Origin of the sequence: Peptoniphilus sp. HMSC075B08, assembly GCF_001815405.1 — a bacterium.
Lineage (GTDB): Bacteria > Bacillota > Clostridia > Tissierellales > Peptoniphilaceae > Peptoniphilus_A > Peptoniphilus_A harei.
The window spans coordinates 1-19,694 of the sequence record NZ_KV820426.1 but is presented as its reverse complement, the minus strand read 5'-3'; the positions used below and the strand labels follow the sequence as shown (position 1 = coordinate 19,694).

Below are 19,694 nucleotides of genomic sequence, written 5' to 3'. Positions count from 1 at the left end.
ATGAATTTAAAAGAACTTTTAGAAAAGAGAACTAGGGCTTGGGATGAGGCAAAAGCATTTGCTGAATCTAAGAAAGATGAAAAGGGTCTAATGTCTGATGAAGACTTCAAGACTTATGAAGAGATGGAAAGAACTATCGAGAATTATACTCGTGAAATTGAAAGAAAGAAGAGGGAAGAAGAAATGGATAAATCCTTAGAAAAACCTACAACTCAAGCATTAACAAGTGAACCTGCTACATTTAATGAAGAAGAAAAGCCTATGAGAGCAAGAAATGTCTATAAGAAATCTATGATGAAAGCATTAAGAACTAACTTTAGAGATATTTCTAATGAATTAAAAGTAGGAACAGATGAAAGTGGTGGATATTTAGTTCCAGAAGAAATGGAAACAGATATTGTAAATGGTCTTGAAGATGAAAATATTGTAAGAAAACTAGCTACAAAAGTTCAAACTTCTGGACTTCATAAAATTAATATTGCAGCTACAAAGCCTGCTGCTCTATGGGTAGAAGAAGGTGGTCAACTTACCTTTGGAGATGGTACATTCGACCAAGTATCTCTTGATGCACACAAACTTCATGTTGGTATTAAAGTAACTGAAGAACTTCTCTATGATGCAGCCTTTAATCTAGAAAAATACATCACTGAAGAATTTACTAGAGCACTAGCAAATGCTGAAGAAGATGCTTTCTTAAATGGCGATGGAGTAAATAAACCTACAGGAATTTTTGACTCTAAAAAGGGTGGAGAACTTGGTGTGACAACAAAGGCTCAAACAATTACCGCAGACGAACTAATTGATTTAGTTTACTCATTAGACAGACCTTATAGGAAGAAAGCGGCATTCATTTTAAATGATGCAACAGTTGCTCAAATTAGAAAGCTTAAAGATGTTAATGGTGCATATATTTGGCAACCATCACTTAAAGATGGAGAACCAGATAGACTTTTAGGATATCCTGCCTACACATCTGCCTTTGCTCCAAAAGCTGATAAAGGAAAACTTGCAGTAGCCTTTGGCGATTTTTCATATTACAAGATTGGAGATAGGGGAAATAGGTCTTTCCAAGACTTAAAGGAACTATTTGCTGGAAATGGTATGGTTGGTTTCTTAGGAAAAGAAAGAGTAGATGGCATCTTAGTTTTAAGAGAAGCAGTTAAACTATTAAAAATCGGTGCTACTGCCTAAGGAGTAAATTATGATTACTCTTGAAGAGGCAAAGTCCTATTTAAGGGTGGATTTTGATGATGAGGATGAGATGATTAATTCTCTCATCCAATCATCAATAAAGCACTCCATGGATGTAGCCAGGGTTGATAGTGAAGAAGATCTTTCTAAAAATCCAAATGGAAAGATAGCCGTCCTCTATATGACTGCTTATCTTTATGAGCATAGAGAAGAGGCAGATTATTCTGAACTAAACTTAACTCTAAGGGCATTATTATTTGGAATGAGAAAGGCTGAGTTCTAATGAAAATATCGGATTTAAATAGAAAAATAACCTTTCAAAATAAAGCTGTGGAAGTTGATGAGATAGGTAACCATAGATCAATATGGTCTGATTATCTATCAACAAGTTCATATATATCATTTCAAGGTAAAGGCGAAGAGGTTTTTTTAGGAATGGAAGTAGACAGGTCAGATATTTCTTTTACTGTAAGATTTCAAAATAGGTTAAAGAATATTAATACTTCAGAGTACAGAATTCTATTTGAAGATGAAATGTACAATATCATCTCAATTGACTTTATGAACTATAAAAACAGATTTATAAAGTTTAGGTGTAGGAAGGTGAGTAGATGAATGTAAAAATTGAAAACCTCGCCAGTGAAATAATGAAAGGCTTAGAAGAATATTCTGATATGGCAACAGATGAAGTCAAAAAGGAAGTAAAAAAAGCTGGTAGGAATATAAGAAAAGACATACAAGAAAATGCACCTGTAGGAGAAACAAATAAATATTCTAAGTCTTGGTCTGTAAAAACTATGAAAGAAACTTCAAACTCAATAGAACTTGTAGTTCACTCAAGAAATAGATACCAGCTTGCTCATCTACTTGAAAAAGGACATGTTCTAAGACAAGGAGGAAGAGTTTCTGCTAAACCACATATTGGACCAGCTGAGGAGAAAGGAATCAGAGAATTGGAAGAAAATATTATGAGGAAGTTAAGAGAATGAAAAAGTTAATGAAAATAATTAACGAGATTGGACTTCCTTTTGCATACTCGCACTTTGCTGAAGGAGAAAGTCCAGACCCACCATTTATGGTTTATCTATTTCCAAAGAATAAACACTTTGGTGCAGATGGAGTAGTCTTTTATAAAAACACCCAGATAGACTTAGAACTATACACCGATAAAAAAGATTTAAAATTAGAAGAAAAGATAGAAGAGATACTTGATAGAGAAAAAATCTATTATGAAAAATCTGAAGTTTGGATTGAATCAGAAAGACTTTATGAAGTTCTCTATGAATTTACTATGGAGGTAAAAAATGGCTAATAAAGTTAAATTTAATATTTGTAATGTACACTACGCTCTCTTTGATAAAGTCGAAGAGGGCGTTATTAAATATAAAACACCAGTGCCAATGCCTGGTGCTGTTTCAATTTCACTAGATCCAAATGGAGAGCCTGAAAGCTTTTATGCAGATGGAATTGAATACTACACTATTTCAAACAATATGGGATATGACGGAGATTTGGAAATCGCTCTTATTCCAGAATCCTTTAGGACTGATGTTTTGATGGAAAAATCAGACTCCAATAAAGTTCTAATTGAGTCTTCAAACTCTGAAACTGCAAACTTTGCACTGTTATTTGAGTTTGATGGAGACCAAAAGAAAATCCGTCACGTTATGTATAACTGTTCAGCAGCAAGACCTACTCTCGAAGGAGAAACTAATGAAGAATCAAGAGAAGTTCAACCAGAAACCTTATCTATCCAAGCAAGACCACTTCCAAATGGAAATGTAAAGGCTAGAACAGGTGAAGAAACTACGAAGGAAACTTACGATGGTTGGTATAAGTCAGTCTATATGCCAACAGAAACGACAGTAACACCTTCAAGAGCAAGTGTTGGAGGTAAATAAATATGGCACTAACCAAGAAAATTCAAATTGATGGGAAAGATGTTGTTTTCCGTGCATCAGCAGCTATCCCAAGAATCTATAGACTTAAATTTGGAAGAGATATCTTCAAAGACTTGATGGAATTAGAAAAGTCCATGAAGAAAAATGATGAAGATAAATCTAACCTTGATATAGGTTCATTAGAACTATTTGAAAATATAGCCTATGTAATGGCAAAGCATGGAGACAAATCTGTTCCTGATAGTCCAGAAGAATGGTTAGATAATTTCTCAACCTTTTCAATTTACCAAATTCTACCTCAGCTAATTGAGTTGTGGGGACTTAATATAAAATCGGAAGAAGTTCCTAAAAAAAAGTAAGACCAACAGAAAGACCAATGACTACACCCTTGTTTTTACTAAGGGCAGTGGAACTTGGTCTTTCTGTTTCTGATTTATCTTTACTAACAATTGGACTTGTAAATGATATGTTTACAGAAAAGAATAACGATGAATATAAATACAAAGAAGTAGCTACGCAAGAAGATTATGATAAGTTCTAATCTTCAAGCTTAGCTACTCTTTTTTCAGCATCTTTATAGACTTTGGATTCGGCTCTTGCACCGATAATAATGACAAGAACTTCATCATCTGATTTTTCCAATTTATAAACGATCCTAAGACCTGAACTCTTAAGTTTAATTTTCATAAGACCAGCAAGCTTAGAATCAGAAAGGTTAGAAAGAGGCTTGCCATACCCACCTTCAGTATTAGGAAGAGGATTTATTAAGATCCTCTTAAGTGCTTTATCGACAATTTTTCTTTGAGATCCATCTAAGGCTTTATAGTCTTGGATGGCTTCTTTTATAAAGGATAGTTTATAGTTCATTCGATTTCGTCCTCATCAAGAGGAGAGACTTCATTTAAATCGATATGGAAGGCTTCTTCAAATTCATCTTGAGAAATTAAATCGGATTTATCCATTGATGACATCCTTGTATTGGCAAGCATAATATCTCTTGCATCTTCGAGCTCATCAATGAGTTTCGTATATTCATCAGGGGAAACAAGAATGCACTCAGGAGTGTTGTTCTTTAATACGACCTTGGAACCGTTCACTTTGACATCATCGAAAATACGTCCAGCTAGGCCTCGATTGAATTCAGAAATGGATACAGTCTTATTGGATAATTCTTTTACAAAATTCATACTTATCACCTCAAGATAAGTATAGCAGAAATCGATAAAAACATCAATAAAAACACTGATAAATATATCTTTAAAGAGGAGGTGAGATATTGGCAAATAGAATAAAAGGAATAACTGTTGAGATTGGTGGAGATACTACCAAATTACAGACTGCACTAAAACAAGTAAATACGGAGATTAAGCATACTCAATCAGAACTTCGTGATGTTAACAAACTTCTTAAACTTGATCCTGGAAACACTGAACTTATCTCACAAAAGCATAAGCTATTAGGACAGACCTTAGAAGAAACAAAGAACAAACTAACATCTTTAAAAGAGGCACAAAAACAAGCTGAACAGGCTCTTGCAGAAGGAAAGATTTCCCAAGAGCAATATGATGCCCTTAAACGTGAAATTATTGAAACAGAACAAGCCCTTAAATCTCTAGAAAGGCAAGGGGCAACCACTAATCAAACCCTTCAAAACATAGCTATTACTGGAGAAAAATGGCAAAACACAGGGCAAAATATAGAAAATGTAGGAAGAAAAATGATGCCAGTATCTCTTGCAGTAGCAGGTCTTGGGGTAGCGGCTGTAAAGACTGCATCAGATTTTGATTCGGGCATGTCCAAGGTAAAAGCGGTATCTGGTGCAACAGGGTCCGACTTTGATGCCCTAAGGGAAAAGGCTCGTGAAATGGGAGCCAAGACCAAGTTCTCAGCATCTGAAGCGGCAGAGGCTATGAACTACATGGCAATGGCTGGTTGGAAAAGTAAGGACATGATTGGTGGTATCGAAGGAATTATGAACCTTGCTGCTGCGAGTGGTGAGGATCTAGCTACTACTTCAGATATCGTGACAGATGCCCTTACAGCCTTTGGTTTAAAAGCAGAAGATTCTTCTCACTTTGCTGATGTTCTTGCTGCTGCATCATCTAATGCTAATACCAATGTTTCATTAATGGGTGAGACCTTTAAATATGCTGCACCTATTGCTGGTGCCCTTGGCTATTCAGTTGAAGATACAGCAGTAGCTATAGGTTTAATGGCTAACGCAGGAATAAAAGGTTCACAAGCAGGGACAGCCTTAAGGTCTGGACTAACAAGACTCGCATCACCAACTAAAGAAGTTATTAACGGAATGTCTATGTTGGGCTTATCTATTGAAGATGTGCAGGGCCTTTCACTTGATGAGACTTTAAGCACCTTTAGAGTAGCCTTTGCTAATTTAGATGGAACTCAAAAAGCACAAGCAGCATCCATGATATTTGGTAAAAATGCCATGTCTGGGATGTTGGCAATTATAAATGCCAGTGAGAAAGACTACAACAGTTTAAGTGATGCCATCTATAACGCTGATGGAACAGCAGAAAAAATGGCTGCTACTATGCAGGATAACCTAGCTGGTCAATTAAAAATCCTACAATCTGCCTTAGAAGAATTAGCCATATCTTTTGGAGAACTTTTGATGCCTGCTGTTAGAAAAGCAGTAGATATATTAACAAAACTGGTAAATGGACTTAATGCACTTCCAGGACCAGTAAAGGGTATTATTGCAGGTATCGGTCTTTTTATAGCTGCTCTTGGACCTGTACTTATGATTGTAGGAAAACTTATCTGGTCAATAGGAACTATTATGACCAAAGGACCTCTAATAGTAGGAGGAATTACTAAGATAGTTGGAATATTTACAGGTACACTTATACCAGCAATCACTGCAGTAGTATCAGCCATTGGTATAGTTCCTATTGCTATTGGTGCAGTAATAGCTGGACTTGTTCTTTTATGGAAGAAGTGCGACTGGTTTAGAGAAGGAATAATCTCCATATGGGAAACTATTAAGGAATCAACAGTTGCTATTTGGAATGGTATAAAAGAATTCTTCGTAAATCTATGGCAAGGGATATCTGATTCATGGACAAGTACCTGGACTGAAATCACAAGTTTTCTATCAGAATTCTGGTCTGGATTTATTGAAGGTGTTAAGACTACTTGGAAAGGCATCAAGGACTTCTTTGCCAATCTATGGAATGGACTTTCTGAAGGATGGAACAGTATATGGACATCTATAACAACTTTTCTAACTGAATCTTGGAATACCTTTATTGAAGGAGCCAAGAGTCTATGGCAAAGTTTAGGAGAATTCTTTACAAGCCTCTGGACGGGAATTCAAACTACTTTTTCAAATATATGGACAGCTATTTCAACGACAACTACAGAAGTATTTACAGCAGTTGGAGAGTTTATAAAAACTACTTGGGAAGGTATTAAGACTTTAATTTCAACAGTTCTTGATGCAATAAAGGTAAAAGTTGAGACCATTTGGAATGGATTAAAAGAGTTTTTAACAACAGTCATCACTGCAATTGGAACATTTATATCCACATCCTGGACCAATATAAAAACGACAATTGAGACTATCTTGACTTCTATTAAGACAGTCCTTGAATCAATCTGGAATGGGATAAAGACCTTTATCTCATCAACAATGAATAATATTAAGTCCTTTGTTTCATCTGCTTGGAACTCCATAAAGTCGACTATTTCATCTGCAGTGAATACTGCAAAGTCAGCCGTATCGTCTGCCTTTAATTCTATGAGATCGAGTATTTCATCGACCATGGCAAATATTCAGTCCACTATTAGAAATGGATTTAATAATGCAGTTAATCACATTAAGAATTTAGCATCTCAAGCTTATACATGGGGAGCCGATATGATTAACGGAATTGCAAGAGGGATTAGAAGTGCGATTAGCAATGTGACATCGGCTGTATCGAATGTAGCATCAACTATTAGGTCTTACCTGCACTTCTCTGTTCCAGATGTTGGTCCACTTACCGACTACGAATCATGGATGCCAGACTTTATGGAAGGTTTATCTAAGGGAATAGAAAAGAGCAGGAGACTAGTACAATCTTCAATGAAAAATGTTGCAAGTGATATGGTTTTAAGCCCAAGCATATCAGCTGTTGGCATAGGTGGATATGATAAAGAATCTGCTGTAAATGGAATTGATATAGGAAGACAAATATCTGATGCAATTGCAAACATAAATTTAAAATCTGAAAATACTGGAGATATAGTAATACCAGTTTATCTTGGAGGGACTCTCCTTGATGAAGTTATTGTCAATGCATCAATGCGTAAGAATTTAAGGAGTGGAGGTAGATAAATTGAAATATCAATCATATTTAATTATTGAAGGAGTAGATTTGCCTCTGCCAAATTCTTACGATTTGGAGTTTAGAGATATCGAGGCAGATACTGGAGGAGAGACAGAGGCAGGAACTATTCAGAGGGATATTGTTAGAAACAAAGTAGCAAGTATATCTGTAGGTTTTTCTTGCAGTCCTAAGCTTGTGAAGATATTGAGTGGTCTTGCTAACAAGTCTAATCTTAAAGTTAAATACTTAGATACAGAAAGTTTGGAACTCAAAGAGACACAAATGTATATAGACAAGTTGCAGGTCAAATTAATAAAAGATACTTCTTATAAAGGGTTGTGGGAAGTATCTTTTTCATTGGAGGAGTATTGATGTATCCAATAAGCAATGAATATAAAACAGCAATCAAAAAGAACTCTCGTAAATTCTACTGGACAGGAAACATCATATTAAAAGATGAAACAATCATTCCATTTACCAATAAAGATATTTTGAAAGGGTCTGGATACATTCATCGTTCTTGCTCTGGATCTTCTGAACTTGAAATTGGTACAGTTTATGCTGGAGAGTTTGGAATCAGTCTTTTTTCAAATATAGATAGGTATACTTTAGAGGATTCAAAGCTAGAACTTTTTTACCATCAAGAATTAGAGAATAAAAAGATAGAAACCATACCAATGGGAATCTTTGATGTTACTGAGGCAAATAGGTCTAAGAAGATTTTAGAACTAAAAGGCTATGACTATATGCTTAGATTTGATAAGAATTTCCCAGTTACAGATACCTTTGGCACAGCTTTTGAATTACTAAGTCTTTCATGTGAGAAGTGCAAGGTAGAACTAGGTATGACAGAAGATGAGGTAAAAGCTTTTGTAAATGGAGAGGAAGTTCTGGCTATTTACCAAGACCATGATATAGAAACTTACAGGGACTTTATTCACTATATAGCATCAACCCTTGGTGCTTTTGCTGGGATTAGTCGTGATGGAAAATTAATTTTAAACAAGTATGCAGAAAGCATATCAACTGAAATTAAAACAAGAGAAAGATTTTCTTCATCAATATCAGATTTTAAGACAAGATATACAGCCATCAATTCAACAAATGCAAAAACTAAAATAGCTGAATACTACTCTTTAGAAAATGATGATGGCTTAACTATGAACCTCAGCATAAATCCTTTAATGCAATTAGGGCTTCCAGAAAAAAGAAAAAGAATGTGTGAGAGTTTATTAACAGAAATTTGTAAGATTCACCACACACCTTTTGACATGGTAACCATAGGAGACCCTAGCCTTGATGTTGGAGATAGAATAGCTATTTCTTATCCAGAAGAAAAGATTGAAGGACTTATCACTGACATAGAATATAAAATAAATAGCAAGCATAGAATTCTTGGTGTAGGAAAAAATCCCTATTTATCTAAAGCTAAGAGTAAGAATGATAAAAATATAGTTGGACTTTTAAACCAGATAGAATCTGAAAAGTTAGTAGTTCATGCCTACTCAAACTATTCTGCCTTTAATCTTTCCACAACGGATACACCAATAATTCGTATAGAATTTGCCTCTAATAAAGAAACGGAGGCAATTTTTAATGCATCTATCTTGTTAAATATAATTTGTGATACCGAACAAAAAACTAGAAAGATATCCAGAGAGTTCAAGAAACAAGTAGAGGTTTTAAATAACGATGGAAAATCCTATAATCCTCTAAAGTTTGAAGAAAAAGAGGAAGTAGAAGAATTAGACTTTATTGAAAATATAGAAATACCAACAAGACTTGTTATTACTTATGTTTTCAATGATACGAAAATAGAACATCACATTCCAAAAGAAACCTACTTAAGTGGTGACCATATTCTAAATCTTTTTTACCCACTAACTAAACTGCAAGAGAAAACAATGAATAACTTCTCAGTGCTTATTAGGCTTGAATCAGGGCAAGCTATGATAGGTAAAGATAATGCTATCGCAGCTATCTCTGGTCAATCCTTAGGCTCTACAGAGGCTTGGGATGGAAAGATTAAGATTGATGAATCTTGGAAAAGAATAGAACTTAGTCATTCATTTCTTCTTAGGAAACTTAAAGCAGACTACAAAGTAGAAAGACAAATACCAACACCGATTATATTTAATGAAAAGGTAGGGAGATTTAAATATCAAGGATTAATGATTGGGAAATATAAAGAAGAGATTACTACAGAATTTAAAGATAAGGAGGAAGGAAATGCTCAAGGGTAAATCAGTCATTGAACTAACTGATGTGAGGACAAATAGGAAGGAGATATATGAAGATGAAAACTTAATAACGAATGCAGTCCCTGATTTATTAAGGCTCAATCCTATGGGGTTAATGTACCCTATGGGTGATTCGAGAATTACTCAATATGAAAAAGAAATATTTCCTATAGCAACTAAATGTTATGGTGGGATCCTTTTATTTGAGGATAAGTTAGAGGAAGATCCAAATAAAATATTTGCTCCTTCTGATAATCAAATCATAGGCTATGCATCCAATGATGTAAATTCAACGGATGCACCAAGAAGAGGTTCAGCTAATCTTAATGAATCAACCCCTCTTGAAAATGGACACAAGTTTGTCTGGGACTTTTCTACATCACAGGCAAACGGAAGAATCTCTTCATTGGCATTAACACATTATAGAGGAGGGAAACATTTTTATGGAGACACTCATGGTAAAGATCCCTTCCTATTATTAAATAAAATTAGCTTATGGAAAAACAGAGAAGTCTCGGACGCATATAACGGATGTGTTGAAATAGATGTTGAAAACAACACCTTGGTTTCAATATGGCCTTTAGACAACAAATCAATAGAATTAGTAAAACTTAAGGAACCATTTACGAGTATAGGTTTAAATGATCCAATTTACACTAAAGGATATAAAAATGAGGAAAGGATAACAATTGATGTATCAGAGTTTTTTAGTAAACTGAGTACTTGGAACGAATGTTGTTTTTATGACGGAGAAGATGGAAATTGGTATGGCTTTGGAACTTACAGAGATAAGCTAATAAGAATAAAAATAAATAAAAATGATTACTCAACGAAAATAGATGAGTGGGCATTAAATGAAATAAGATTAGGTAAATTAGGAAGTTACTATGAAAAAAATAGAAGTTACTGTCATAGATATGTATATAGCTGTATTAAAGATGGCTACCTATATTCGATAAATTCATATAGTGCGGATAAAATCTATAAAATTAATATCAATAATCCTGTAGATATTTCTGTTATAGAATTAGGTAAAGAAGTTAGGACTTCGAAATATGGGGGAGAATACTGTTACCTATACAAGTGGGGAGACTATATATTAGGTTATGAATTTGCAATTGATAAAAAAGACCAAGTTATAGTAAATAGTGTTTCTGACTATAACGGTGAGGGAATACCAAACTTAATGATGGATCCAAAGACAATCGGACCATTGGTCATTGGATTTGGAGGTTATGAGGAGAAGTTTTACAAACTTTTATTTCTTCACACCCCATACCTTGGAACAATTAATAACTTATCAAGCCCAATATTAAAAACGGCAGATAAGACAATGAAAATAACTTACACACTAACAGAGGAGGAATAAAATGAATAAGTTTTTAGAAATACTAAAAGTATGTTTTACAGCTATCGGAGGATGGTTGGGATTTTATCTTGGAAGTGTAGATGCATTTATTTACACATTACTTGCTTTTGTAATAGCCGACTATTTGACAGGAGTTTTAAGAGCAGGGGTCGAAAGAAAGCTATCCTCATCCATAGGATTTAGAGGGATAGCAAAAAAGATTATGATTTTTATAGTTGTAGGTATCGCAAACCTATGTGATGTAAATTTAATTAAAGGTGATGGAACAATGATAAGAACAGCCATCATCTTTTTTTATATAGCAAATGAAGGGCTCTCTATTTTGGAAAACTCTGTAGCACTAGGCTTGCCAGTACCAGAAAAACTAAAGGCGATTTTAAAACAATTCAAGGAGGAAAAATAAATGAGTAATAGTCCATTAGTACAAGCAAGAATTCTCTCACCTAACCATAGTGGAAGAAGGAATCAAAAGATTACTAAAATAGCTATCCACCACGCAGCTGGAGTTATAAATGGTAGAAATCTTGCTGGAGTATTTGTGCCAAGGTCAAGACGAGCATCAGCTAACTATAATTTAGGATCTGACGGAGTTATTGTTTTAGGAGTTGATGAAGCCAATAGAGCCTGGACAACCTCATCTTCCTGGTGTGACAACCGAGCAGTCACAATTGAAGTAGGAAACTCTACGAGGGGACCTCAGTGGTTAGTTTCTGATTATGTTTTAAATAGACTAATTGATTTGGCGACAGACATCTGCAGAAGAAATGGAATCTATCCTTGTACCTATACTGGAGGCAAAGATGGTGTCCTTCAAAAACACGAATGGTATAAAAACACTAACTGTCCTGGTCCATATCTTGGCAGCAAGTTCCCATATATAGCAAGTGAAGTAAATAAAAGACTAAGAGGCGATAAGACTGTTAGCAAACCAACAAGTGCACTATATAGAGTTAGAAAATCCTGGTCTGATATAAAAAGCCAGAAAGGTGCATTTAAGAATTTAGAAAATGCCAAAAGATGTGCCGATAGATTTGGATTAAAAGTATTCGATGCAAATGGCAAGATAGTATATCCAGTTGGAAAGACAATCGACCAATTAGCCAGAGAAGTTATAAGTGGAAAATGGGGAAATGGAGAAGAAAGAAAAAGAAGGTTAACTCAAGCTGGATATGATTATAAAGAAGTTCAGAGAAGAGTAAATCAATTAGTTTAATAGTAAATAGATAAAAGCCTGTGCTATTTTTATGGTTCAGGCTTATTTTTTATATTTAAATTAAGGTAAACGATACATAACAAAGTGTGAATATATTTATTTGATAGCGATTATTGACTTCATTAGTTTCTTTATGCTAAAATAAAGTAAACGGTGTTATCTTAATTTGGGAGGTGAAACTTACTGAGAGACAAAGATGTTACAATAAAGAAAATATTAAAAAGTGCAAAAAGCGAGTTTACAGAGCATGGATTCGAAGAGGCTTCTATTCGCACTATTGCTAAAAATGCAGGAATTACACCTGGTGCAATATATAAGCATTTTAAATCTAAAGAAGATATTTTTAAGGTACTTGTAAGTCCTATACTTAATCACTTATACAGAAGAAGTAAAGAATTGACAAATCAAGCGATTGAAGAAATTAAAGTAAATGGTTTACAAGCTTTTGGAGAAAAATCTGATGATAGTAATAGGGAATTATTGGAATTTATTTACCAAAACGATCCTATAGTTAATCTTTTGTTTAACTGTTCTCAGGGTACGGAATTTGAATCAATTCGTCATGATTTAGTGAATCTTGAAGTGCAGGGTGCTAAGAAATTGATCGAGGTTCTTAAAGAAAAAAAGATTGAAGTAAATGATTTGAATGATGATGAACTTCATGTTCTTTATACAATGGCATGTACACCTTTATTTGAGGTAATCACACATAGGTATTCATATAATGAAGCCTTGAATTTTATCGATATGATGGAGGCAGCAATGAATTTTGGTTGGAGGAGGATTATTAAATGAAAACATAATATAAAATTAAAAATAATAAATTTTGAAATCGGGTTAATCCCGATTTTCTGCGTTTTATGGAAAGTAAACAAAAATAAGAAAAATTTACCAGTAAAGATTATTTTGAATCAATCATATTGCAACTGGTAAATAAAAATAAAAATTTAAAAGGAGGTATTCAAATGAATGAAACAAAATTAAAAACAAAAGATTTAGTTAACATCGGCATTTTTTCAGTGATTTATATGGCATTATCCATGGCGGTAATGATTATTCCAATACTTTCACCGATACTTTGGTTATTATGGCCAGCAATGACAGGCATAATATGTAATTTTATTTACATGTTGTTGGTCTCTAAGGTGCCAAAACCAGGAACGGCTTTACTTTTGATAGCAATTACAGGGATTATATATTTTGCTATAGGAGAATGCACTTTTACAATTGTCATAACTTGCGTTATTGCAGGAGTTTTAGCAGAAATTACTAGAAAAATTTTGGGATATAAAAGTCAAAAAAGCGTAATAGTATCTTCAGGATTGATTTGCATTGGGTTGATTGGATCACCATTGCCTATGTGGTTGTTCCAAGAATCTTATATGAAATCTATTATTAAAATGGGAATGAGTCCAGAATATGTAAATAAATTACAAACTTTAATTTCAATTCCAACACTTATCGGGATGATCATTACTGCATTTATTGGAGGAGTCATTGGTGCATATATAGGTAAAGCAATGTTCAAAAAACGTTTTGAGAAAGCTGGAATTATGTAAATGGAGGGTATTGTAAGAGGCATTATAAAGCTAAATCCACTAACTGAAATCATTTTTTTGATTTCAGTTAGTATTATTAGCTTTGCAAATAATAGCTTAAAATTAGATGTTTTTATTCTTTTAATGGCTGCTATTATAGCCTTATTTATGGGACTTGTTAAAATATCTTTAAAGGCATTATCTATGTTTGTATTATTACAGGGGTTGAAATATTTTGTTTTGCCGATTCTGCCAGATGTAATCTCAGCACATTTTGGATTATTGGTGATTCATGCTCCTAAGTTAATACCGATTTTTTTAGTTGGTCAAATTCTTATAAAAACTAATCCTATACGAAATATTATGTATGCCCTAAAAATGATGCATTTTCCAAAAAGCCTGATTATTTCTTTGGCAATAAGCATCAGATATTTTCCATCTTTAAGAGAAGAAAAAATATTAATCTCAGATGCAATAAAAATAAGAGGCGTGACTGGATTTAAAAAGATACAATTAGGACTAATATCATTAATAGTTACAGCTTCTAATACCGCAGATGAATTAGCTCAGGCTATTACAGTAAGAGGGATAGAAAATCCTGCAAGAAAGACTTTTATGGATGATGCAGGATTTAATATTTGGGATATAGTAATTATTCTATTATGCATTCTGATGTTCTTTAATGTAAAGTTCAAGTTATTTTTATAAGAGGTACAAAACATGATTAGTATAAATGAAGCTTCATATTCCTATAAGAGGAGCTTAGAAGATCAGTTAAAGAAAATTTCAATAAAGATTAATCAAGGAGAAGTTATCTTATTATGCGGAAAATCTGGTTCTGGGAAAACAACTATAACAAAATTAATCAATGGATTGATTCCTCATTTTTTAGAGGGAAATTTATTAGGAAATATCTTTATAAATGGGATAAACACAAAACAAATGAAGATATATGAAATTTCTGAAAAAGTGGGAACAATTTTTCAAAACCCCAAAACACAGTTTTTTAATTTAGATTCAGATAGTGAACTAACATTTGGATTAGAAAATTTAGGTGAAAACCCTGATAAAATAAAAAGACAAGTTTTTAAAGTGGTACGTGATTTGGGAATTGAAAGATTAAAAAACAGAAATGTTTTTATGATGTCAGGTGGAGAAAAGCAATTACTTGCTATTGCATCTATTTATGCTACCAATCCAGATGTATATGTGTTTGATGAACCCTCTGCAAATATTGATGAGTATGGCATTGAAAGAATAAGAGAGATGCTTATAAATCTTAAAGCTCAGGGTAAGACAATTATTATTTCTGAACATAGACTCTATTATTTAATGGATTTAATTGATAGAGCTATTTATTTACAAGACGGAAAAATAGAATATGTTTTTTCAAATGTGGAATTTTCTTCAATTACTGACGAATCACGAAAGAAACTGGGACTTAGAACTTTTGTAAGAAAGAAAAATGATGATTTTGCAAATCCTGTCACATTTTGTGAATCTGATGACTTTGTAGTTTCAAATTTAGAATATGAAAATAAGAAACAAAAAATTTTAGATAAGATAAATATTTCCGGAAACAAGGGAGATATTATTGCAATAACAGGTAAAAATGGTCAAGGGAAAACAACATTAATGAGAATTTTATGTGGACTGTTGAAAGAAAACGAAGGGGAAATAAGCTATAAAGGAAGTCCCATAAAATATAAAAAACGAAGAAAACTTTGTTATATGGTTATGCAAGATGTAATTCATCAGTTTTTTTCGGAATCTGTAAGAGATGAATTTAGTTTATTTGATTCTAAAATAGATGAAAAGCAAATAGATAATATTCTAGAAAAATTAGATCTTAAAAAATTAGATAATCGTCATCCTATGTGCTTATCAGGAGGTCAAATGCAGAGACTTTCTGTAGCATTGGGGATGTTAATGAATAGAGAAATTATTATTTTGGACGAACCAACGAGTGGACTTGATTATACAAATATGCTCGAAATAAGCAAAGTCATTAAAGAATTTTCAAATAATAAAATTATATTTATTGTTACGCATGATAATGAATTGATTGATAGTACATGTAATAAATTATTGGAAATTTGCGATGGCAGAATAAAAAGATTTTATGAAAGAAGGTAAAAGATGGATATCTTAAAGGGACATAAAAGCAAGATTTTCGCAGCTGTATTCATTGCGATAATAGGAGTAGGATTTGGTGTAATACCTTATTTTTCTGTAGCAGCCATTATTAATAACTTGGTTGCAAAAAATACAAATTTAAATAATTATTATCCATATATTTTTGCTGTATTTTTGGGATTTTTAGCAAGTATATTATTTCATGAAATATCTACTATTATTTCTCATAATCTTGCCTACAGGATTATTGAAGATAAAAGAAAGTTATTAGCTGACAAATTAAGTAAAATTTCTATGGGAGAAGTTGAAAGAAAAAGCAGCGGACAGTGGTCTCAATTTATGGTGGAAACACTTGATAAAATGGAAAAACCGATTGCTCATGTGATTCCAGAAGTTATTGCTAATATATTCATTCCTATAGTATTGATCATAACAATTTTTATAATGGACTGGAGAATAGGAATTGCAAATTTACTTACAATTCCATTGGGATTATTGTTCTCAATGTTAATGATGCGAGGTTATGAAGAAAAATCTAAAAGATACCAAGAAGCAGCTAAAGCTATGAATACGACAATGGTTGAATATGTAAATGGTATTAAAGTTATAAAAGCATTTAATAAATCCGCATCATCATTTGGGAAATTTAGAAAGACTGTTGAAGAGAATAAGAACGCAATGCTTGATTGGTATTTGAGTGTTTGTTTTTCAATGACAGCAACTATGGAAACTATCCCGTCAACTATGGTATTCGTTTTACCAGCTTCCTTGTATTTCTTTATGAAGGGTAGTGTTGAAGTAGGGACTCTTATCACGTGTATATTGCTATCATATGCTTCATATAAACCATTAATAAAAGCTATGAGTCATATGGAAACAATAGCAAATATAAAAGTTGTATTTGAAGAAATAAAAAAAATAATGGAAATTCCTAACTTAAAAAGAGGAGAAGAAGTAAGAGATATAAAATCTTATGATGTAGAGTTTAAAGATGTTACATTTGCATATGAAGAGTCAAAGAATGTATTAAATAATATTTCGTTTAAAGCAAATGAAAATGAGTTAACTGCAATCGTTGGAAATTCAGGTAGTGGAAAGTCTACTATTACAAAACTAATCGCAGGATTTTGGAATGTTTCTAATGGAGAAATTTTAATTGGAAAAACAAATTTGAACGAATTGCCTTTAAAACAGAATATGGAGCTTGTTAGCTATGTGTCGCAAGAAAACTTTCTTTTTAATAAAACAATATTAGAAAATTTAAAGATGGCGAAGGAAGATGCGAGTATGGATGAAATTAAAGAGGCTTGTGAAAAAGCGAGTTGCTATAATTTTATAAAGAGCCTACCAAATGGATATGAAACTATTGTAGGAAAGGGAGGAGCAAATCTTTCTGGAGGAGAAAAGCAAAGAATTGCAATAGCTAGGTGTTTTTTAAAGAATAGTCCTATTGTACTACTTGATGAAGCAACAGCATATTCTGATCCTGACAATGAATCAGTTATTCAACAGTCTATTGATAAGTTAATTAAAGATAAAACAGTGATTATGGTAGCTCACAGGTTATCTACAATTGTAAATGCAAATAAAATAATTGTGGTGGATGATGGAGAAGTAATTGAAGAAGGCACTCATAAACAATTACTAGAGTTAAATGGGAGATACAAAAAAATGTGGGATGTATATACAGAATCTAAAGAAATCGAGGTGATATAAAGTGAGAGAATTGATAAAAACTTTATATGAGGTGTCAGGGTCATATTCAAATAAAATAACAAAAATGCTTATTTTTGATGTATTTAAGGGAGTATTTGAAGGAGTTTCTTTAGGTGCAATTCTATTATGTTTGACCAAAATTTGTGAAAATATATTCACGAACCAAAGCATTTTAATGAAAGATGTGTATATTGTTTTTATTATTGCAGCTATAAGTGTGGTGGGAAAAATTATATTTGGATATCTGGCTGATAAAAACAAATATATTGCTTCGTACAATTTAGGAGCAGAAAATAGATTATATATTGGTGATCGTTTAAAAAATGTAAACATGGGATATTTCAGCACAAATTCTTTAGGGAATATAGCAGGAGCATTGTCAACTGTTATAGGTGAACTTGAAACAATAGGAGTTTTTATTATTGAGCAAATGCTTGTAGGTACAATACAGACACTAATTATGGTTATTTTCATACTACCTTATGATTTTGTAACAGCTATAATTATATTGTTGACTTTGATTGTTGGAACCTTAGTAAACTTATTCACACAAAAAAGCACAGATCAACTAACAGAGAGATTGTTAGGACTTAAATTGGATTTAAGTGAAAAAATGCTTGAGTATGTAAATGGGATAGGAATAACTAAAGCATTTGGAAAAGATCAAAATACAGTCAAGGAACTAAACGAAAGTATTACAAAAAGTCGCAAAGGCTTCCTTGCTGTAGAAAAAATTTTAGTTCCAACACAGTTTTTATTCTTGTTAGTATTTAAACTTGGTATTTGTGTGATAATTTTTAGTTCTATCATAAGATATTTATCAGGGGATATTGAAGTTACTAAAGCTATTATATTAATTGTTATGAGTTTTGTTGTTTTTTCTGGATTTGAATTAGCAGGAAGTATGCAGAGTATTAAGGGTGTTGCTGTACGAAATCTTAATACTGTTATAAATTTAAGAAATTTACCTGTAATTGAAGAAGGTGAAATGACAGAAGTAGATAAAGCAGAAATATCAATGAACAATATTTCATTTTCTTATGGAAAAGAAAATCTTTTCAATAATCTAAGTATGCTTGTTCCAGATGGAAAAACAACTGCTCTTGTTGGATTTTCAGGAAGTGGTAAAACAACACTTTGCAATTTAATGGCGAGGTTTTGGGATGTAAATTCTGGCGAAGTAAAAGTTGGAAATCTAAATATTAAACAGTACAAGTATGATGAATTGCTTTCAAATTTTAGCTTTGTTTTTCAAGACGTGTATCTTTTTGATGATACCATAAAAAACAATATTAAGTTTGGTAATCCAAATGCAACAGATGAAGAAATGATAGATATTGCCAAAAAAGCTCAGTGCCATGATTTTATTATGAAATTGCCACAAGCTTATGATACTGTTTTGCAAGAAGGGGGTTCAAACCTATCTGGAGGTGAACGCCAGAGAATATCTATTGCGAGAGCTATGTTAAAGCCAAGTAAATTTGTAATTCTTGATGAGGCAACTTCAAGCGTAGATCCAGAAAATGAAAAACAATTATTGATTGCTTTGAAAAACTTATTAAAAGGCAAAACTGTTATTGTAATTGCACACAAGCTTTCTACTGTAAAAAATGCTGATCAGATAGTTGTTTTAAAAGATGGTGTTATAAAACAAGTAGGAACACATAGTGAACTTGCATCTAAACATGGAATATATAAGGATTTTATTGAAATCAGAAAACAATCTGAAAAGTGGAAGATTTAAATTTGAATAATAGATCAATCTTAATTTTTGACGAGCCTACAAGTGGTTTGGATTTTAGGAATATGAAAGAAGTTTCTAATGAAATGATGAGGCTTAAAGAGGGCAGAGAAACTATTTTTATTATTACACATGATCCGGAATTAGTAGAATGTTGTTGTGATTATTTTATGTTTATGGAGAATGGAAAAGTCAAATGGCATGGTATTAAAGATGAAAAGAATATGGAAAAAATTAGGGAATTCTTCAATCAAACTTAAAATTTGCTAAAAAAATCTGGATGAAAAAAGGAGGTAATTTTATGAAACAAGATAT

23 protein-coding genes and 1 pseudogene are annotated in these 19,694 nt (G+C 32.7%); 22 read left to right on the top strand and 2 right to left on the bottom strand.

Going from position 1 to position 19,694, the window contains the following annotated elements; all coding sequences use genetic code 11:
- From HMPREF3023_RS00295 to HMPREF3023_RS09385, 8 genes are read left to right on the top strand one after another with little or no spacing between them, the layout of a single operon-like run.
- Complete coding sequence (locus HMPREF3023_RS00295; protein WP_070699879.1) at positions 1 to 1,191, top strand: phage major capsid protein; 1,191 nt, start codon at positions 1 to 3, stop codon at positions 1,189 to 1,191.
- A gap of 10 nt (positions 1,192 to 1,201) precedes the next feature.
- Positions 1,202 to 1,474, top strand: coding sequence for a head-tail connector protein (locus HMPREF3023_RS00290; protein WP_068370105.1), 273 nt, complete (start codon positions 1,202 to 1,204; stop codon positions 1,472 to 1,474).
- Positions 1,474 to 1,806 (top strand): phage head closure protein, encoded by a 333-nt coding sequence (locus HMPREF3023_RS00285; RefSeq protein ID WP_070699878.1) that lies wholly within the window; start codon positions 1,474 to 1,476, stop codon positions 1,804 to 1,806. The genes HMPREF3023_RS00290 and HMPREF3023_RS00285 overlap by 1 nt, the downstream gene beginning before the upstream one ends.
- Entirely contained in the window at positions 1,803 to 2,180 is a 378-nt protein-coding gene (locus tag HMPREF3023_RS00280; protein ID WP_070699877.1) for an HK97 gp10 family phage protein, read from the top strand. The genes HMPREF3023_RS00285 and HMPREF3023_RS00280 overlap by 4 nt, the downstream gene beginning before the upstream one ends.
- Positions 2,177 to 2,503, top strand: coding sequence for a hypothetical protein (locus HMPREF3023_RS00275; protein ID WP_070699876.1), 327 nt, complete (start codon positions 2,177 to 2,179; stop codon positions 2,501 to 2,503). Before HMPREF3023_RS00280 ends, HMPREF3023_RS00275 begins: the two co-directional genes overlap by 4 nt.
- On the top strand, positions 2,496 to 3,092 hold the full coding sequence (locus tag HMPREF3023_RS00270; protein WP_019125124.1) for a major tail protein: 597 nt from the start codon (positions 2,496 to 2,498) through the stop codon (positions 3,090 to 3,092). The genes HMPREF3023_RS00275 and HMPREF3023_RS00270 overlap by 8 nt, the downstream gene beginning before the upstream one ends.
- 2 nt (positions 3,093 to 3,094) lie before the next feature.
- Positions 3,095 to 3,451, top strand: a complete 357-nt coding sequence (locus HMPREF3023_RS00265) for a hypothetical protein (RefSeq protein WP_044565579.1) — start codon at positions 3,095 to 3,097, stop codon at positions 3,449 to 3,451.
- Between the two features lie 17 nt (positions 3,452 to 3,468).
- Positions 3,469 to 3,633 (top strand): hypothetical protein, encoded by a 165-nt coding sequence (locus HMPREF3023_RS09385; RefSeq protein WP_165442734.1) that lies wholly within the window; start codon positions 3,469 to 3,471, stop codon positions 3,631 to 3,633.
- On the opposite strand, the gene HMPREF3023_RS00260 is transcribed toward HMPREF3023_RS09385, so the two are convergent.
- A complete protein-coding gene (locus HMPREF3023_RS00260; RefSeq protein WP_049690779.1) occupies positions 3,630 to 3,959 on the bottom strand; it encodes a type II toxin-antitoxin system RelE family toxin in 330 nt (109 codons plus the stop codon). The two genes, HMPREF3023_RS09385 and HMPREF3023_RS00260, sit on opposite strands and share 4 nt — an antisense overlap.
- On the bottom strand, positions 3,956 to 4,279 hold the full coding sequence (locus HMPREF3023_RS00255; RefSeq protein WP_068370120.1) for a type II toxin-antitoxin system Phd/YefM family antitoxin: 324 nt from the start codon (positions 4,277 to 4,279) through the stop codon (positions 3,956 to 3,958). The genes HMPREF3023_RS00260 and HMPREF3023_RS00255 overlap by 4 nt, the downstream gene beginning before the upstream one ends.
- Positions 4,280 to 4,368: 89 nt before the next feature.
- Between HMPREF3023_RS00255 and HMPREF3023_RS00250 the strand changes: the two genes are divergently transcribed.
- The 14 genes and pseudogenes from HMPREF3023_RS00250 (at position 4,369) to HMPREF3023_RS00190 (ending at position 19,639) form a co-directional block, all read left to right on the top strand.
- Entirely contained in the window at positions 4,369 to 7,434 is a 3,066-nt protein-coding gene (locus HMPREF3023_RS00250; protein ID WP_070699875.1) for a phage tail tape measure protein, read from the top strand.
- Position 7,435: 1 nt separating this feature from the next.
- Positions 7,436 to 7,798 (top strand): hypothetical protein, encoded by a 363-nt coding sequence (locus tag HMPREF3023_RS00245; RefSeq protein WP_068370126.1) that lies wholly within the window; start codon positions 7,436 to 7,438, stop codon positions 7,796 to 7,798.
- Complete coding sequence (locus tag HMPREF3023_RS00240) at positions 7,798 to 9,669, top strand: hypothetical protein (RefSeq protein ID WP_068370129.1); 1,872 nt, start codon at positions 7,798 to 7,800, stop codon at positions 9,667 to 9,669. Before HMPREF3023_RS00245 ends, HMPREF3023_RS00240 begins: the two co-directional genes overlap by 1 nt.
- A complete protein-coding gene (locus tag HMPREF3023_RS00235) occupies positions 9,602 to 11,035 on the top strand; it encodes a hypothetical protein (RefSeq protein WP_242618459.1) in 1,434 nt (477 codons plus the stop codon). The genes HMPREF3023_RS00240 and HMPREF3023_RS00235 overlap by 68 nt, the downstream gene beginning before the upstream one ends.
- A 1-nt stretch (position 11,036) precedes the next feature.
- Complete coding sequence (locus HMPREF3023_RS00230; RefSeq protein WP_068370134.1) at positions 11,037 to 11,438, top strand: phage holin family protein; 402 nt, start codon at positions 11,037 to 11,039, stop codon at positions 11,436 to 11,438.
- Entirely contained in the window at positions 11,439 to 12,248 is an 810-nt protein-coding gene (locus tag HMPREF3023_RS00225) for an N-acetylmuramoyl-L-alanine amidase (protein ID WP_070699874.1), read from the top strand.
- A gap of 183 nt (positions 12,249 to 12,431) precedes the next feature.
- A pseudogene (locus tag HMPREF3023_RS09735) lies at positions 12,432 to 12,584 on the top strand (TetR/AcrR family transcriptional regulator); the annotation flags it as partial.
- A 60-nt stretch (positions 12,585 to 12,644) separates the two neighbouring features.
- Positions 12,645 to 13,043, top strand: coding sequence for a hypothetical protein (locus HMPREF3023_RS00220; RefSeq protein ID WP_000184355.1), 399 nt, complete (start codon positions 12,645 to 12,647; stop codon positions 13,041 to 13,043).
- Between the two features lie 170 nt (positions 13,044 to 13,213).
- On the top strand, positions 13,214 to 13,807 hold the full coding sequence (locus HMPREF3023_RS00215) for an MptD family putative ECF transporter S component (protein ID WP_001006067.1): 594 nt from the start codon (positions 13,214 to 13,216) through the stop codon (positions 13,805 to 13,807).
- Positions 13,808 to 14,494: an energy-coupling factor transporter transmembrane component T family protein gene (locus tag HMPREF3023_RS00210; RefSeq protein ID WP_070699873.1), complete on the top strand. Its 687-nt coding sequence runs from the start codon at positions 13,808 to 13,810 to the stop codon at positions 14,492 to 14,494.
- A 12-nt stretch (positions 14,495 to 14,506) separates the two neighbouring features.
- Positions 14,507 to 15,922 carry an ABC transporter ATP-binding protein gene (locus HMPREF3023_RS00205; RefSeq protein WP_070699872.1) on the top strand — a complete coding sequence of 472 codons (1,416 nt, stop codon included), beginning with the start codon at positions 14,507 to 14,509 and terminating at the stop codon, positions 15,920 to 15,922.
- A gap of 3 nt (positions 15,923 to 15,925) precedes the next feature.
- Positions 15,926 to 17,638, top strand: a complete 1,713-nt coding sequence (locus HMPREF3023_RS00200) for an ABC transporter ATP-binding protein (protein WP_070699871.1) — start codon at positions 15,926 to 15,928, stop codon at positions 17,636 to 17,638.
- Between the two features lies 1 nt (position 17,639).
- Positions 17,640 to 19,382 (top strand): ABC transporter ATP-binding protein, encoded by a 1,743-nt coding sequence (locus tag HMPREF3023_RS00195; protein WP_070699870.1) that lies wholly within the window; start codon positions 17,640 to 17,642, stop codon positions 19,380 to 19,382.
- A 2-nt stretch (positions 19,383 to 19,384) separates the two neighbouring features.
- Positions 19,385 to 19,639, top strand: a complete 255-nt coding sequence (locus HMPREF3023_RS00190) for an AAA family ATPase (protein WP_070699869.1) — start codon at positions 19,385 to 19,387, stop codon at positions 19,637 to 19,639.
- Positions 19,640 to 19,694 lie beyond the last annotated feature (55 nt).

What these genes read in the sequence shown, in the direction of transcription:
- HMPREF3023_RS00295 (WP_070699879.1), top strand. Translation starts at nt 1, where the DNA reads ATGAATTTAAAAGAACTTTTAGAAAAGAGAACTAGGGCTTGGGATGAG.
- HMPREF3023_RS00290 (WP_068370105.1), top strand. Translation starts at nt 1,202, where the DNA reads ATGATTACTCTTGAAGAGGCAAAGTCCTATTTAAGGGTGGATTTTGAT.
- HMPREF3023_RS00285 (WP_070699878.1), top strand. Translation starts at nt 1,474, where the DNA reads ATGAAAATATCGGATTTAAATAGAAAAATAACCTTTCAAAATAAAGCT.
- HMPREF3023_RS00280 (WP_070699877.1), top strand. Translation starts at nt 1,803, where the DNA reads ATGAATGTAAAAATTGAAAACCTCGCCAGTGAAATAATGAAAGGCTTA.
- HMPREF3023_RS00275 (WP_070699876.1), top strand. Translation starts at nt 2,177, where the DNA reads ATGAAAAAGTTAATGAAAATAATTAACGAGATTGGACTTCCTTTTGCA.
- HMPREF3023_RS00270 (WP_019125124.1), top strand. Translation starts at nt 2,496, where the DNA reads ATGGCTAATAAAGTTAAATTTAATATTTGTAATGTACACTACGCTCTC.
- HMPREF3023_RS00265 (WP_044565579.1), top strand. Translation starts at nt 3,095, where the DNA reads ATGGCACTAACCAAGAAAATTCAAATTGATGGGAAAGATGTTGTTTTC.
- HMPREF3023_RS09385 (WP_165442734.1), top strand. Translation starts at nt 3,469, where the DNA reads ATGACTACACCCTTGTTTTTACTAAGGGCAGTGGAACTTGGTCTTTCT.
- HMPREF3023_RS00260 (WP_049690779.1), bottom strand. Translation starts at nt 3,959, where the DNA reads ATGAACTATAAACTATCCTTTATAAAAGAAGCCATCCAAGACTATAAA.
- HMPREF3023_RS00255 (WP_068370120.1), bottom strand. Translation starts at nt 4,279, where the DNA reads ATGAATTTTGTAAAAGAATTATCCAATAAGACTGTATCCATTTCTGAA.
- HMPREF3023_RS00240 (WP_068370129.1), top strand. Translation starts at nt 7,798, where the DNA reads ATGTATCCAATAAGCAATGAATATAAAACAGCAATCAAAAAGAACTCT.
- HMPREF3023_RS00230 (WP_068370134.1), top strand. Translation starts at nt 11,037, where the DNA reads ATGAATAAGTTTTTAGAAATACTAAAAGTATGTTTTACAGCTATCGGA.
- HMPREF3023_RS00225 (WP_070699874.1), top strand. Translation starts at nt 11,439, where the DNA reads ATGAGTAATAGTCCATTAGTACAAGCAAGAATTCTCTCACCTAACCAT.
- HMPREF3023_RS00215 (WP_001006067.1), top strand. Translation starts at nt 13,214, where the DNA reads ATGAATGAAACAAAATTAAAAACAAAAGATTTAGTTAACATCGGCATT.
- HMPREF3023_RS00210 (WP_070699873.1), top strand. Translation starts at nt 13,808, where the DNA reads ATGGAGGGTATTGTAAGAGGCATTATAAAGCTAAATCCACTAACTGAA.
- HMPREF3023_RS00205 (WP_070699872.1), top strand. Translation starts at nt 14,507, where the DNA reads ATGATTAGTATAAATGAAGCTTCATATTCCTATAAGAGGAGCTTAGAA.
- HMPREF3023_RS00200 (WP_070699871.1), top strand. Translation starts at nt 15,926, where the DNA reads ATGGATATCTTAAAGGGACATAAAAGCAAGATTTTCGCAGCTGTATTC.